This window comes from [Erwinia] mediterraneensis, from assembly GCF_900604315.1.
GTDB classification, from domain to species: Bacteria; Pseudomonadota; Gammaproteobacteria; order Enterobacterales; family Enterobacteriaceae; genus Pantoea; species Pantoea mediterraneensis_A.
This window is the reverse complement of record NZ_LR026978.1, coordinates 3,840,513-3,853,565: the sequence shown is the minus strand read 5'-3', so window position 1 is coordinate 3,853,565 and position 13,053 is coordinate 3,840,513. Positions and strand designations below refer to the sequence as shown.

The window sequence follows — 13,053 nt, the reverse complement described above, 5'->3', positions numbered from 1 at the left end:
CAGGGAAAAACCGGGAATCGCGCCCGGTTTTTCTGCGCCGGAACAGCTTACAGCCCCAGCTCACTCAGGCCGGGATGATCGTCAGGACGGCGACCCAGTGGCCAGAAGAATTTACGATCCTCCGCGCGGATCGGCAGATCGTTAATGCTGGCATAACGCCGGGCCATCAGGCCGTTGTCATCAAACTCCCAGTTTTCATTGCCATAAGAGCGGAACCAGTTGCCGGAATCGTCATGCCATTCGTACGCATAGCGCACGGCGATGCGGTGGCTGTCAAAGGCCCACAACTCTTTAATCAGACGGTAATCCAGCTCCTTGCGCCATTTGCGTGTCAGAAACGCTTCCGCCTCCTCACGACTGTTAACAAACTCGGCGCGGTTGCGCCAGCGCGTATCTTTGCTGTAAGCCATGGCGACTTTCGCCGCGTCGCGTGAGTTCCAGCCATCCTCAGCCAGACGCACTTTTTCGATGGCCGTGTCACGGCTGAAAGGGGGCAACGGGGCTCTTTTTTCGGTTTGCTCTGACATCATGACTCCTGCCTGCGCGGCGAGTTAGGGGGTAGTAAGGGTGTTGAGTAAAATTTTTGCCGTTTCCCGCGCATCATCCGCCGCGTCAGGCGATCCCATGATCATCGCGACGGTAATGGCTCCATCAATCAGCAGCAGTAGTTGTCGGGCAAGCAAATCGGGATCCTGCGCGCCGGCGTCCAGCGCCAGCTGGCGGGTCAGATCAAGAATGTGCTGCTTATGCTCGCGGGCAATGACTCTTACCGGATGGGTGGCTGCCGCAGTTTCGCCGGCGCTATTAATAAAGGCGCAGCCGCGAAAGCTCTCGGTTAAAAACCAGGATTTCAGGGTGCTGAAAAGGTTCAGGATATTTTCCCTGGCATCGTCACTGGTGAGCGAGCAGGCGCTGAACCAGGCCATCCAGCGTTTATCGCGGCGCAGCAACGCCTGCGCACAGAGATCGTCTTTATTACTGAAGTAGCGGTAAAGCGTCTTACGCGCAATACCCGACTCTTTGACGATCAGCTCCATGCCTGTTGCCTGCAAGCCATACTGGTAGATCAGGGATTCGGTGACATCCAGCAGCTTTGTTCTGATTTCGGGGGAGTATTTACTGTTCATGTGGCGAGAGTAGAACGATCGTTCTACCTCGTCAACCTTTTTGTCACGGCGCGTTACTGTGCGTTGAGGATGGCGTTCTCCGGCGCGATCAGCGCGGGCAGTTGCTCCAGCGGCACCGCCTGACTGAACAGATAGCCCTGCAACTGATTGCACCCGGCATCGGCCAGTGCCGACATCTGGCTGTCCGTTTCTACGCCTTCAGCCGTCACCGTTAGCCCCATCGCATGACCGAGTTTCACCACCGATTCCACAATCGCCGTGGAGTTCTCCGCGACCCCCAGCGACTGGGTAAAGGAGCGATCGATTTTAATTTTGTCCACCGGGAAGTGGCTGAGGTAGTTGAGGCTGGAGTAGCCGGTGCCGAAATCATCCAGCGCAATGCGGAAGCCCGCCTCGCGCAACGCAATAATGATGGCGCGCGCTTCCCGTTCATCCTCAATCAGCACCCCTTCGGTGATTTCCAGTTCAATATGCTGCGGATCGCTGCCCGCCTCCTGCACAATCTCAATAGTACGCTGCACAAAGCCGCTGGCGCGAAACTGCACGGGGGAGATGTTCACCGCTACCACCAGCTGCGGATAACGCTGCGCCACCTGACAGGCTTCGTGCAGCACCCATTCGCCCAGCGGGATGATCAGACCGGTCTCTTCCGCAATGGCAATAAACTCGCCTGGCGTGATGTCACCACGCGTCGGATGCTGCCAGCGCAGCAGCGCCTCAAGCCCGACCACCTGTTGTCCGTTGATATCCATCAGCGGCTGATACCAGACCGCCAGCCCCTGGTAGTTCCTGAGTGCGTTGCGCAAATCCGCCGCAATCATCTGCCGCGTGCGCACTGACTCATCCATGGCCGCTTCAAACTGACGATACTGACCGCGCCCGCCGTTTTTAGCTTCATACAAGGCGATATCGGCCTTACGCATCAGCTCCTGGCGATCCATACCATCCTGCGGTGCCAGCGTCAGCCCGATACTGGCACCGATCCAGGCTTCGCTGCCCAGCACCACCACCGGTTGCGCCAGCGCCTCGATAATACGTTTGCTGAGCGCCTGCACCTGGGCGAGGTGTTCAACCGCTGGCATCACGATAATAAACTCATCGCCACCGATGCGGCCTACGGTATCACTGGCACGCACCAGCGCGCAGAGACGGTGACTGACTTCGATAATCAAATCGTCACCGGCCTTATGTCCGTAGGTATCGTTAATGCTCTTAAAGCGATCAAGATCAATCAGCAGCAGCGCAACCTGCTGCTGCTGACGCGTCGCCAGCGCCAGCGCCTGGGTAAGGCGATCTTCCACCAGCGCGCGATTGGGCAGACCGGTCAGCACATCATGAAACGCCAGGTGCTGCGCCTGCGCCTCGCTGGCCGCGAGCTTTAACATCGACTGCGACAGATGCAGAGACGAGGTCCAGATGCGACGCGACATATAGAGACAGAGCAGGGTGATGACCAGCACCGCCAGCGCGGTGATGGGGCCGACGGTGCGCAGCATCTGCTGACCGGGATGCACAGGCAGCCAGCTGATATACCCCACCGGCTCCCCCTGCTGCGACAACAGCTGATAATGCGCTTTATGGTCGGAGCGCATATTGCTGTCGGTAAAGTGCAAATCCTGCAGCTGGCTGCGCGAGGCCAGCGCGCGCAGATAAGCTTCATCAAGGAATTTCAGGCTCACCAGACGGTAGCGGTCGGTGTGCGCCTGGCTGGACGCAATATTACTGACAGCCACCACCGCCGCCTGCTGGCCGATGCGGACTAAATCCACCGTATCGCTGTCGGGCAGGGCGCTGTCCTGTAACGCCCGCTGCTTTTGCAGCAGCTGCTGCAGCGCCAGCCCGCTGTGCTTATCCGCCTGCGCCTGACCGTTACGCCAGAGGCCGATGACCTGACCGTGTGCGTCCAGAGCCAGCGTCAGCTGATGACCAAACATGCGCCAGAGCCAGTCGCCCACATTCTCATTCAGCCAGGCTTCATCCCTCTGGTTAAGGTGCAGCTTTTTATCCAGCTCATTCCAGCGGGTCAGGCTGCGCAGCTGACGCAGATGTTCTGCCTGGGTTTGCGCAAAGGAGGCTTCAATCATGTGTTGCTGCTGGCGCTGTGCCTCCTGATTACTCAGCGCTGCGCTCGAATACATACCAAACCACGCCCCTGCAAATGTCAGAATCAGTATCGCCAGCAGCGGCAGTAAGACTTCACGCCAAAAATTGCGCCGGAACCCGGCAGTACAGTGGGTGGGATTTATCATGCGTTTCTGGATTTACCTGAAAGAGAGGCACCCTGTTTAAAGTAGCAGAAAACCCTGGACCTGCCTGGCCCGGGGAAAAGTCCGGCCCCGCCTTACATCGCTGCTGCAATTTCATCTTTGCGTCATTAAGCCGTAACCCGCTTGTCATCTCGCTGCGTCAAGGTAATGCCGTCACGCAGACAGGGCATTCGCTGCGTTCCTGCAACCTTTACTGTTTGAGGTCTTCATGGCGACGGAGTTATCCAGACATCCGACCACTCTCTACCAGGCGATTGCCGCGCAGCTGGAGCAACGGTTGCGCGAGGGCTATCGCTGTGGTGACTATCTCCCGTCTGAACACCAGCTGGCGGCGCAGTACGCCGTGAATCGCCATACGCTGCGTCGTGCGGTGGATGAGCTGGTCAACAAAGGGCTGCTGCAGCGCCGTCACGGAGTAGGCACCCTGGTACTGATGCGTCCTTATCACTATCCCCTGCACGCCCAGGCGCGCTTCAGTCAGAACCTGCTGGAACAGGGCAGCCATCCCACCAGCGAACGCCTGCTGGCCGTAGTGCGACCAGCCGGCGCGGAGGTGGCTCAGGCGCTGGCGTGTCAGGAGGGTGCCCGGGTCATCCATCTGCGCACGCTGCGCCGGGTAAATGGCGTGCCGATGAGCCTGATTAATCACTACCTGCCCGAGCTCTCCTGGTGGCCAGCGCTGCAACAGTTTCACAGCGGCTCGCTGCATGCGTGGCTGCATCAGCAGGTCGGCGTGCAGCTGCGGCGCGCGCAGACCAGTATCAGCACCCGCAGTGCGCAGGCGAAAGAGTGTAAGCAGCTGGAAATTGTCCAGCAGCTGCCGCTGCTCTGCGTGCGCACCCTGAACAAAACCACCGATGGTCAGCTGGCGGAGTATTCGGTCAGCCTGACGCGCGGCGACATGATTGAACTCACCCTGGAGCATTAATGGAACAGCTAACTGCACGTCAGCACTGGCTTTCAGTCCTTGCCCACAGCGATGCCGACACCCTGAAGGCGCGCTGGCAGGCGCTGAATCTCAACCCGTCATTTCGTCTGATACGCCCGGCGGAAACCGGCCTGACGCGTCTGCAGGGGCGGATGGGTGCTACCGGACAACGCTTTGTGCTGGGCGATGCCACCCTGACACGCGCCGTCGTGGCGCTGGAAGACGGCACTCTGGGCTACAGCTATGTGCTGGGACGCAACCGGCCGCATGCCGAGCGCTGCGCCCTGATCGATGCCCTGTTGCAACAGGCGGAAACCCGTTTGCTGCTGCAGGAGCAGATTATCGCGCCGCTGGCGGCGCTGCGTGCTGAGCAGCGTCAGCTACGCGCCCGGGAAATTGCCGGCAGCAAGGTGGACTTTTTTACGCTGGTTCGTGGAGATAACTGATGAGTTTACTGGCAAGTTTTAACCATCCGGTAGCCGATGCGCAAAGCGCCTTTCGCCGCCTGTTAAAAGCAATGAGTGAACCGGGCGTCGTGGTATCGCTGCCGTTGCAGCAGGGCTGGGAAACGCTGTCACCGGCGGCCACCGCCGTACTGCTGACGCTGGTGGATCAGGAGAGTCCGCTGTGGATCGATCCCGCCCTCGACAACCAGACGCTACGCACCAATCTGCGCTTTCACACCGGCGTGCCGATTGCGTCGCACAGCGACGCCCCTTTTGCGCTGCTGGCGGGCGCCAGCAATCCCGACCCCGGCCTGTTTGCCGCAGGCGACTCTCTCGCGCCGGAAAAAAGCAGCACCCTGATCATTGACGTGGCCGGGCTCAGCGGCGGCCTGACGCTCCGGCTTAGCGGACCGGGGCTGCGCGAGCCGCGGGCTATCGCCCCCAGGTTGCCTCAGCGCGTGCTGGCTTATCTGTGTGATCGCCCGCATCCCTTTCCGCAGGGCGTCGATTTTATTTTTACCTGTGGCGAAACGGCAATGGCCGTGCCGCGCACGACCCGGGTGGAGGTGTGCGCATGTATGTAGCAGTCAAAGGCGGTGAAAAGGCCATTGCCCACGCCCATCAGTTGCAGGCTGATCTGCGCCGGGGCAATCGCAACATTGCTGAACTGACCTGTGACCAGATTGCGGCACAGCTCGGCCTGGCGGTGGATCGGGTGATGACCGAAGGGGGCATTTACGATGCCGAACTGGCTGCGCTGGCGATTAAACAGGCGAGCGGCGATCTGGTGGAAGCGATCTTTCTGCTGCGCGCCTACCGTACCACGCTGCCGCGCCTGACCGGGAGCCAGCCGCTGAATACGCAGTCGATGCGCATTGAGCGGCGCATCTCCGCCGTCTACAAGGATCTGCCCGGTGGTCAGGTGCTGGGACCCACTTATGACTACAGTCACCGCCTGCTCGATTTTACCCTGCTGGCGAATGGCGAAACGCCCGCGTCGCCGCGTGATGACCAGCAGCTGCCGGAAAACTGCCCGCACATGTTCAGCATGATGAGCGCAGAGGGCCTGGCGGCGGCAGAAGAGGATGATGGCAGCGAGCCGGGTGATATCACCCGTGAACCGCTGCAGTTTCCGGCCTCGCGCGCTGTCCGGCTGCAGCAACTGGTGCGCGGCGACGAAGGCTTTCTGCTGGCGCTCGGCTACTCTACGCAGCGCGGTTATGGCCGCACCCATCCCTTTGCTGGCGAGATCCGCACCGGCTACGTCACTGTCTCGGTTTGCCCGGAAGAGCTGGGTTTTCCGGTCGAAATCGGTGAGCTGCTGCTCACGGAGTGTGAAATGGTCAACGGCTTTACCGACAAGGGGGAACGCCCGCCGCACTTTACGCGCGGCTACGGACTGGTATTTGGGCGGGCCGAGCGCAAAGCGATGGCGATGGCGCTGGTGGAGCGCGCGCTGCAGGTGCGGGAACAGGATGAACGCATTACCAGTCCGGCGCAGGATGAAGAGTTCGTGCTGTCGCACGCGGATAACGTTGAAGCCGCTGGCTTTGTGTCTCATCTCAAGCTGCCGCACTACGTCGATTTTCAGGCGGAACTGACCCTGCTGAAGCAGCTGCGTCAGGCCTGGCAGGAGCAGAATCATGAGTGAACTAACGGGTTATAACAGCGGTTATCTCGACGAGCAGAGCAAACGTACACTCCGGCGCGCCATGCTGAAAGCGGTGGCGATCCCGGGCTATCAGGTGCCTTTTGCCGGACGCGAAATGCCGATGCCCTACGGCTGGGGCACCGGCGGCATTCAACTCACCGCCAGCCTGATTGGCGAGCAGGATGTACTGAAGGTGATCGACCAGGGGGCGGACGACACCACTAACGCGGTCTCTATTCGCCGCTTTTTTCAGCGCGTCAGCGGAGCCGCCACCAGCGAGCGCACGGCGGAGGCTACCCTGATTCAGACGCGCCACCGTATTCCGGAAACGCCGCTGCAGGAGGATCAAATCCTGATTTATCAGGTGCCGATCCCGGAGCCGTTGCGTTTCATCGAACCGCGCGAGACGGAGACGCGCAAAATGCATGCGCTGGAGGAGTACGGCGTTATGCAGGTGAAACTCTATGAAGATATCGCCCGCTACGGCCATATTGCGACCACCTATGCCTACCCGGTGAAAGTGAACGATCGCTATGTGATGGATCCTTCGCCCATCCCCAAATTCGACAATCCGAAAATGCACATGATGCCCGCGCTACAGCTGTTTGGTGCCGGGCGCGAGAAACGCATCTACGCGCTGCCGCCGTATTGCAAGGTAGAGAGCCTCGACTTTGAGGATCACCCCTTCCAGATCCAGAGCTGGGAAGCGCCCTGTGCGCTCTGTGGTTCACGCCACAGCTATCTCGACGAAATTGTGATGGACGATCAGGGCACGCGCCTGTTTGTCTGCTCCGACACCGATTTTTGCCATCAGCAGCAGGAACAGAAAAATGCACAGTGAACGACCGCTGCTTGCGGTGAATAACCTTACCCATCTTTATGCTGCGGGAAAAGGCGTTGAAGAGGTCAGTTTTGAGCTCTTTCCGGGAGAAGTGCTGGGCATTGTGGGCGAATCCGGATCCGGCAAAACCACCCTGTTACACGCGATTTCCGCCCGCCTGCCACCGCAGCAGGGCAGCGTGCATTACTGCGACCGCGAGCTTTACAGCATGAGCGAGAGCGATCGCCGACGCCTGCTGCGTACCGAATGGGGCGTGGTGCATCAGCATCCCCTTGACGGCCTGCGTCCCCAGGTTACGGCTGGCGGCAATATCGGCGAGCGGCTGATGGCGGTAGGGCAGCGTCACTACGGCGACATCCGTCAGCAGGCCAGTCGCTGGCTGCATGAGGTAGAGATCCTGGCCGGACGTATCGACGATCTGCCGGTCACTTTTTCCGGCGGCATGCAGCAGCGCCTGCAGATTGCCCGCAACCTGGTGACACAGCCCAGACTGGTCTTCATGGATGAACCCACCGGCGGCCTGGATGTGTCGGTACAGGCGCGTCTGCTTGACCTGCTGCGTACCCTGGTACGCGAGCTGAATCTGGCGGTGGTGATCGTAACCCACGATCTCGGCGTGGCCCGTCTGCTGGCGCACCGGCTGCTGGTGATGAAACAGGGCCGGGTCGTGGAGAGCGGATTAACCGACCGCGTGCTGGACGACCCACAACACGCTTACACCCAGCTGCTGGTTTCTTCGGTACTCAATTAATGACGGAAACAATAATGAATACTCAGCTGCGCGTAGAGAACCTCAGCAAAACCTTTGTACTGCATAACCAGAACGGCGTTGCGCTGCCGGTGCTGCAGGCTGTGAGCCTGGCGGTAAACAGCGGCGAATGCGTGGTGCTGCATGGGCATTCCGGCAGCGGTAAATCGACGCTGCTGCGCGCCCTTTACGGCAATTATCAGGCTAACAGCGGCCATATCTGGCTGCGCCATCAGGGGGAGTGGGTCGATATGGTCAATGCCCCGGCACGCCAGATCCTCGCTATCCGGCGTGACACGCTGGGCTGGGTCAGCCAGTTCCTGCGCGTGATCCCGCGCGTGCCGACACTGGAAATTGTGATGCAGCCGCTGCTGGAGCGTGGCGTGGCGCGCACCCGTTGCGAAGCGCGGGCGAAAGCGCTGCTGACGCGCCTTAACGTACCGGAGCGGCTCTGGACGCTGCCGCCTGCCACCTTTTCCGGCGGCGAGCAGCAGCGCGTCAATATCGCCCGCGGCTTTATTGCAGAATATCCCGTGCTGTTGCTGGATGAACCCACCGCCTCGCTCGACAGCGCCAACAGTGCCGCGGTGGTGGAACTGATTGAGCAGGCGCGTGCCCAGGGGACGGCGATTGTCGGCATTTTTCATGATGAAGCGGTGCGTGAGCGCGTCGCGGATCGCCTGCACGTTATGCAGCCGCTGCAGACGGGGGTCGAAGCATGATCGTCAATAATGTCAGGATGGTGCTGGAACATGAAGTGGTAGCAGGCTCGCTGGAGATACGTGACGGCATCATTGCCAGCTTCAGCGACAGCGCCAGTCAACTGCCCGCGGCGCTGGACGGCGAGGGGGGCTGGCTGTTACCGGGGCTGGTCGAATTGCATACCGACAATCTCGACAAATTTTTTACCCCACGCCCGAAAGTGGACTGGCCGGCGCACTCTGCGATGAGCAGCCATGATGCGCTAATGGTCGCCAGCGGCATTACCACGGTGCTGGACGCCATTGCGGTCGGGGACGTGCGCGACGGCGGTCATCGCCTCGACAATCTGAACAAGATGATCGGCGCCATCCGCGACAGTCAGCGCAAGGGGCTGAACCGCGCCGCACATCTGCTGCATCTGCGCTGTGAACTGCCGCACCACAGCACGCTGCCGCTGTTTGAAGCGCTGATGGCGACGCCGGAACTGGCGCTGGTGTCGCTGATGGACCATTCGCCCGGTCAGCGCCAGTTCGTCTCGCTGGAAAAATACCGCGAATACTACCAGGGCAAATACCAGCTTAACGACCAGCAGATGGCGGCGTTTGAGCATGAGCAGATGCAGCTGGCCGCCAGCTGGTCGCAGCCCAATCGTGAAGCGATCGCGGCGCACTGCCGGGCGCGCGCCATCGCCATCGCCAGTCATGATGATGCCACCGTGGCGCAGGTCCAGGCCTCGCGGGCCATTGGCAGCGCCATTGCTGAGTTCCCGACCACGCTGGAAGCCGCAGCTGCCTCGCGTGACTGCGGAATGCAGGTGCTGATGGGCGCGCCTAACATTGTGCGCGGCGCCTCGCACTCCGGCAACGTGGCCGCCTGGCAGCTGGCAGAACGCGGTCTGCTGGATATTCTCTCCTCCGACTATTATCCCGCCAGCCTGCTGGACGCGCTATTCCGGCTGGCGGCCGATGAGCGCAATACGCTTGATCTGCCGCAGGCCAGCGCACTGGTGAGCCGTAATCCGGCACGCGCGCTGGGGCTGACGGATCGCGGGCGCATTGCGGAAGGGCTGCGTGCCGATCTGCTGCTGGTCCATACTGAACATGGGCATCCTCATGTCAATCATGTCTGGGTGCAGGGCAGGAGAGTCTACTGATGGCGCGCCTGATCTGGCTTTGTGGCCCTTCGGGGTCGGGCAAGGACAGCCTGCTCTCCGCCCTGGGTGAAGCGCCGCCCGCCCGCCTGGTGGTGGCCCATCGCTATATCACGCGTGCGGCCCATGCCGGGGGCGAAAACCATATTGCGCTCAGCGAGCAGGAGTTTCACCGCCGTCGCCAGCTGGGGTTATTCGTCCTTTGCTGGCAGGCGCACGGCTATCACTACGGGCTGGGGCTGGAAATTGAGTACTGGCTGGCACGCGACTGCCACGTACTGGTGAACGGATCCCGTCTGCATCTGCCCCAGGCGCGTGAACGCTACGGCCAGCGGCTGCTGCCGCTCTGCCTGCAGGTCACGCCGGAGGTGCTGGCGGCGCGCCTGCGACAGCGCGGACGCGAGAGCGAGGCGGAAATCGCGCAGCGCCTGCAGCGGGCGGCGCAGCCGCTGCCCGCCGGTTGCCTGGCTCTGAATAATAACGGCTCGCTGCAGCAGACGTTGCAGCAGCTGCGTCTGCTGCTGGAGAACGCACCATGAAGCTGACTTTTCTCGGCACCGGCGGCGTCCAGGCGGCACCGCTGTTTGGCTGCGACTGCAGCGCCTGCCTGCGTGCGCGGCATGAACCCTGGCGCCGCCGTACGCCCTGTAGCGCGCTGATTCAGGCGGGCAGCGAAACTATTTTGCTGGATGGCGGGCAGCCGCTACTGGAGCAGCGCTTTCGCCCCGGCGAGCTGTCGGGCATTTTACTCACTCATTATCATATGGATCATGTACAGGGTCTTTTCTCCCTGCGCTGGGGGTGCGGCGCGCGCATTCCGGTCTGGGGACCGCCCGATGAGCAGGGGTGTGACGATCTGCTGAAGCATCCTGGTCTGCTCGATTTCCGCCCGGCGCTGACCCCTTATGTGGCCTGGGCGTTTGGCGAACTGTGGGTCACGCCGCTGTTGTTACAACATTCAAAACTGACGTATGGCTATCTGTTCGACTGGCAAGGTACGCGGCTCGCCTGGCTGTGCGACACCTGCGGGCTTCCCGCTGCGACAGCGGAATTTCTCAGCACCCTCACCATCGATCATCTGGTGATTGACTGCAACGACGCGCCGCGTGACGGGCCGGGTAACCATAATGATGTGACGCAGGCGCTGGCGATCGCGCGGAGTCTGGCCGCACGCCAGACCTGGCTGACGCACCTGAGTCACGATGTCGATCGCTGGCTGCTGAGCCACGCGCTTCCGCCCGCGGTTTCGGTGGCGCGCGATCACCTGCAGCTGGATCTTGCGCGCTGAAGCCGCTGTCACCGTTTGATCATCTCGCTGTCATCAACCCTTCATCCGGCAACCCCTTAATAAGCGTGAAAATGATCGCTTTCCCTGAAGATATGGAGTGCAACATGGCACAGGCCCTACTGAAAACCGTGGTCGATAATGCGTTTGAACCTGTGGCGTCCGGCGCGCGCAAAGTGTTATCGGTACAGCAGCTCAGCAAGGCGTACGGTGAGCACCAGGTGCTGAAAAACATCAGTTTCGATCTGCATGCGGGCGAACTGGTGGCGGTGATCGGACGCTCGGGGGCGGGGAAATCCACGCTGTTGCATATGCTTAACGGCACCGTCAGCGCCAGTCAGGGCGCGGTGCTCAGCCTGCGTGACGGGCAGGTCGATCGCAATCTGGTGACGCTGAACAGCCGCCAGCTGCGCAAATGGCGCAGCGAGTGCGGCATGATCTTCCAGGACTTCTGTCTGGTGCCGCGGCTGGATGTGTTAACCAACGTGCTGCTGGGGCGGCTGAGCCAGACCCCGACGCTGAAATCCTTTCTGAAAATTTTCTCTGAAGCCGATCGCGCGCGGGCGATTGCGCTGCTGCAGTGGATGAACATGCTGCCGCAGGCGCTGCAGCGGGCGGAAAACCTCTCCGGCGGACAGATGCAGCGCGTCGCCATCTGTCGCGCGCTGATGCAGAACCCAAAAATCCTGCTGGCCGATGAGCCGGTCGCCTCGCTCGATCCGAAAAACACCCGGCGCATTATGGAAGTGCTGCGTCAGGTGAGCGAGCAGGGCATCAGTGTGATGGTCAACCTGCACTCCATTGAGCTGGTGAAAAGCTGGTGCACGCGGGTGATTGGCATTCAGCGCGGCGAGATCCTGTTTGACGGCCATCCTTCGCACCTGACCGACACGCTGTTGCACCAGCTGTATGGCGATGAAATCAACCAACTTCATTAAACGATCGGGAAACAATAAGGCAATGAATATAAAAGCAAAAGTAGTGGCAATTTTTACTGGCGCGCTGATGGCGTTTGGCGCACATGCAGCGGATGCACCGAAGGAGTTGAACCTCGGTATTCTCGGCGGACAGAACGCTACCCAGCAGATTGGCGACAACCAGTGTGTGAAAGCGTTTTTCGATAAAGAGCTGAATGTGAATACCCGGCTGCGTAACGCCTCTGACTACTCCGGGGTGATTCAGGGATTGCTGGGCGGAAAGGTGGATCTGGTGTTGAGCATGTCGCCCGCCTCTTTTGCCTCGGTCTATCTGCAGGACCCTGATGCGGTGGATATTGTGGGTATCGCCGTGGATGACAAGGATCAGTCGCGAGGCTACCACTCGGTAGTGATTGTCAAAGCGGACAGCCCCTATCAGACGCTGAACGATCTGAAAGGGAAAGCGTTTGGCATGGCCGATCCCGACTCTACCTCCGGCTTTCTGATGCCGAACCAGGCGTTCAAGAAAGCTTTCGGCGGCAGCGTCGATGATAACTACAACGGCTTCTTCTCCAGCGTCACCTTCTCCGGGGGGCACGAACAGGACATTCTCGGCGTGCTCAACCAGCAGTTCGAGGGCGCCGTTACCTGGGCTTCGCTGGTGGGCGATTACGACCAGGGCTATACCGCGGGCGCCTTTAACCGCCTGATTCGCATGGATCACCCTGACCTGATGAAACAGATTCGCATTATCTGGCAGTCGCCGCTGATCCCCAACGGCCCAATTCTGGTAAGCAATAAGTTACCCGCTGATTTTAAACAGCAAGTGGTTGCCGCCATTAAGAAGCTGGACACGGAAGAGCATGACTGCTTTATCCGGGCGATGGGCGGCACGCAACATATCGGTCCGGCGACCCTGGCGGACTACCAGAACGTTATTGATATGAAGCGCGAGCTGATGAAGGGCAGCCGCGGATAATCCTGAGCCTCA

15 protein-coding genes are annotated in these 13,053 nt (G+C 60.5%); 12 read left to right on the top strand and 3 right to left on the bottom strand.

The window, feature by feature from the left end; translation table 11 throughout:
* Positions 1-47: 47 nt before the first annotated feature.
* From E0E17_RS18200 to E0E17_RS18190, 3 genes are read right to left on the bottom strand one after another with little or no spacing between them, the layout of a single operon-like run.
* Complete coding sequence (locus E0E17_RS18200; protein ID WP_130835610.1) at positions 48-527, bottom strand: nuclear transport factor 2 family protein; 480 nt, start codon at positions 525-527, stop codon at positions 48-50.
* A 24-nt stretch (positions 528-551) separates the two neighbouring features.
* Complete coding sequence (locus E0E17_RS18195; protein WP_130835391.1) at positions 552-1,127, bottom strand: TetR/AcrR family transcriptional regulator; 576 nt, start codon at positions 1,125-1,127, stop codon at positions 552-554.
* Positions 1,128-1,180: 53 nt separating this feature from the next.
* A complete protein-coding gene (locus E0E17_RS18190) occupies positions 1,181-3,376 on the bottom strand; it encodes a putative bifunctional diguanylate cyclase/phosphodiesterase (RefSeq protein ID WP_130835390.1) in 2,196 nt (731 codons plus the stop codon).
* A gap of 226 nt (positions 3,377-3,602) precedes the next feature.
* Here E0E17_RS18190 and phnF point away from each other — a divergent pair, with 226 nt between their 5' ends.
* From phnF to phnD, 12 genes are all read left to right on the top strand, one after another.
* Positions 3,603-4,322 carry a phosphonate metabolism transcriptional regulator PhnF gene (gene phnF, locus E0E17_RS18185; protein ID WP_130835389.1) on the top strand — a complete coding sequence of 240 codons (720 nt, stop codon included), beginning with the start codon at positions 3,603-3,605 and terminating at the stop codon, positions 4,320-4,322.
* Positions 4,322-4,768: a phosphonate C-P lyase system protein PhnG gene (gene phnG / locus E0E17_RS18180; protein WP_130835388.1), complete on the top strand. Its 447-nt coding sequence runs from the start codon at positions 4,322-4,324 to the stop codon at positions 4,766-4,768. Before phnF ends, phnG begins: the two co-directional genes overlap by 1 nt.
* Positions 4,768-5,352 carry a phosphonate C-P lyase system protein PhnH gene (gene phnH, locus E0E17_RS18175; protein WP_130835387.1) on the top strand — a complete coding sequence of 195 codons (585 nt, stop codon included), beginning with the start codon at positions 4,768-4,770 and terminating at the stop codon, positions 5,350-5,352. Before phnG ends, phnH begins: the two co-directional genes overlap by 1 nt.
* On the top strand, positions 5,343-6,419 hold the full coding sequence (locus tag E0E17_RS18170) for a carbon-phosphorus lyase complex subunit (RefSeq protein WP_130835386.1): 1,077 nt from the start codon (positions 5,343-5,345) through the stop codon (positions 6,417-6,419). Before phnH ends, E0E17_RS18170 begins: the two co-directional genes overlap by 10 nt.
* A complete protein-coding gene (locus E0E17_RS18165) occupies positions 6,412-7,260 on the top strand; it encodes an alpha-D-ribose 1-methylphosphonate 5-phosphate C-P-lyase PhnJ (protein ID WP_130835385.1) in 849 nt (282 codons plus the stop codon). The genes E0E17_RS18170 and E0E17_RS18165 overlap by 8 nt, the downstream gene beginning before the upstream one ends.
* Complete coding sequence (gene phnK, locus E0E17_RS18160) at positions 7,250-8,011, top strand: phosphonate C-P lyase system protein PhnK (protein WP_130835384.1); 762 nt, start codon at positions 7,250-7,252, stop codon at positions 8,009-8,011. The genes E0E17_RS18165 and phnK overlap by 11 nt, the downstream gene beginning before the upstream one ends.
* 14 nt (positions 8,012-8,025) lie before the next feature.
* Positions 8,026-8,730 (top strand): phosphonate C-P lyase system protein PhnL, encoded by a 705-nt coding sequence (gene phnL / locus E0E17_RS18155; protein ID WP_130835383.1) that lies wholly within the window; start codon positions 8,026-8,028, stop codon positions 8,728-8,730.
* A complete protein-coding gene (phnM, locus tag E0E17_RS18150) occupies positions 8,727-9,863 on the top strand; it encodes an alpha-D-ribose 1-methylphosphonate 5-triphosphate diphosphatase (protein WP_130835382.1) in 1,137 nt (378 codons plus the stop codon). The genes phnL and phnM overlap by 4 nt, the downstream gene beginning before the upstream one ends.
* Entirely contained in the window at positions 9,863-10,399 is a 537-nt protein-coding gene (phnN, locus tag E0E17_RS18145; RefSeq protein WP_130835381.1) for a ribose 1,5-bisphosphokinase, read from the top strand. Before phnM ends, phnN begins: the two co-directional genes overlap by 1 nt.
* Positions 10,396-11,148, top strand: a complete 753-nt coding sequence (phnP, locus tag E0E17_RS18140; RefSeq protein ID WP_130835380.1) for a phosphonate metabolism protein PhnP — start codon at positions 10,396-10,398, stop codon at positions 11,146-11,148. Before phnN ends, phnP begins: the two co-directional genes overlap by 4 nt.
* Positions 11,149-11,252: 104 nt before the next feature.
* Positions 11,253-12,083 carry a phosphonate ABC transporter ATP-binding protein gene (gene phnC, locus E0E17_RS18135; RefSeq protein ID WP_130835379.1) on the top strand — a complete coding sequence of 277 codons (831 nt, stop codon included), beginning with the start codon at positions 11,253-11,255 and terminating at the stop codon, positions 12,081-12,083.
* 22 nt (positions 12,084-12,105) lie between these two features.
* Positions 12,106-13,041: a phosphonate ABC transporter substrate-binding protein gene (gene phnD / locus E0E17_RS18130; RefSeq protein ID WP_130835378.1), complete on the top strand. Its 936-nt coding sequence runs from the start codon at positions 12,106-12,108 to the stop codon at positions 13,039-13,041.
* The last annotated feature ends 12 nt before the right edge of the window (positions 13,042-13,053 follow it).

Bases quoted from the DNA above. Each gene is read 5' to 3' on its own strand.
- E0E17_RS18200 (WP_130835610.1), bottom strand. From the start codon at position 527: ATGTCAGAGCAAACCGAAAAAAGAGCCCCGTTGCCCCCTTTCAGCCGT.
- E0E17_RS18195 (WP_130835391.1), bottom strand. From the start codon at position 1,127: ATGAACAGTAAATACTCCCCCGAAATCAGAACAAAGCTGCTGGATGTC.
- E0E17_RS18190 (WP_130835390.1), bottom strand. From the start codon at position 3,376: ATGATAAATCCCACCCACTGTACTGCCGGGTTCCGGCGCAATTTTTGG.
- phnF (WP_130835389.1), top strand. From the start codon at position 3,603: ATGGCGACGGAGTTATCCAGACATCCGACCACTCTCTACCAGGCGATT.
- phnG (WP_130835388.1), top strand. From the start codon at position 4,322: ATGGAACAGCTAACTGCACGTCAGCACTGGCTTTCAGTCCTTGCCCAC.
- phnH (WP_130835387.1), top strand. From the start codon at position 4,768: ATGAGTTTACTGGCAAGTTTTAACCATCCGGTAGCCGATGCGCAAAGC.
- E0E17_RS18170 (WP_130835386.1), top strand. From the start codon at position 5,343: ATGTATGTAGCAGTCAAAGGCGGTGAAAAGGCCATTGCCCACGCCCAT.
- E0E17_RS18165 (WP_130835385.1), top strand. From the start codon at position 6,412: ATGAGTGAACTAACGGGTTATAACAGCGGTTATCTCGACGAGCAGAGC.
- phnK (WP_130835384.1), top strand. From the start codon at position 7,250: ATGCACAGTGAACGACCGCTGCTTGCGGTGAATAACCTTACCCATCTT.
- phnL (WP_130835383.1), top strand. From the start codon at position 8,026: ATGAATACTCAGCTGCGCGTAGAGAACCTCAGCAAAACCTTTGTACTG.
- phnM (WP_130835382.1), top strand. From the start codon at position 8,727: ATGATCGTCAATAATGTCAGGATGGTGCTGGAACATGAAGTGGTAGCA.
- phnN (WP_130835381.1), top strand. From the start codon at position 9,863: ATGGCGCGCCTGATCTGGCTTTGTGGCCCTTCGGGGTCGGGCAAGGAC.
- phnP (WP_130835380.1), top strand. From the start codon at position 10,396: ATGAAGCTGACTTTTCTCGGCACCGGCGGCGTCCAGGCGGCACCGCTG.
- phnC (WP_130835379.1), top strand. From the start codon at position 11,253: ATGGCACAGGCCCTACTGAAAACCGTGGTCGATAATGCGTTTGAACCT.
- phnD (WP_130835378.1), top strand. From the start codon at position 12,106: ATGAATATAAAAGCAAAAGTAGTGGCAATTTTTACTGGCGCGCTGATG.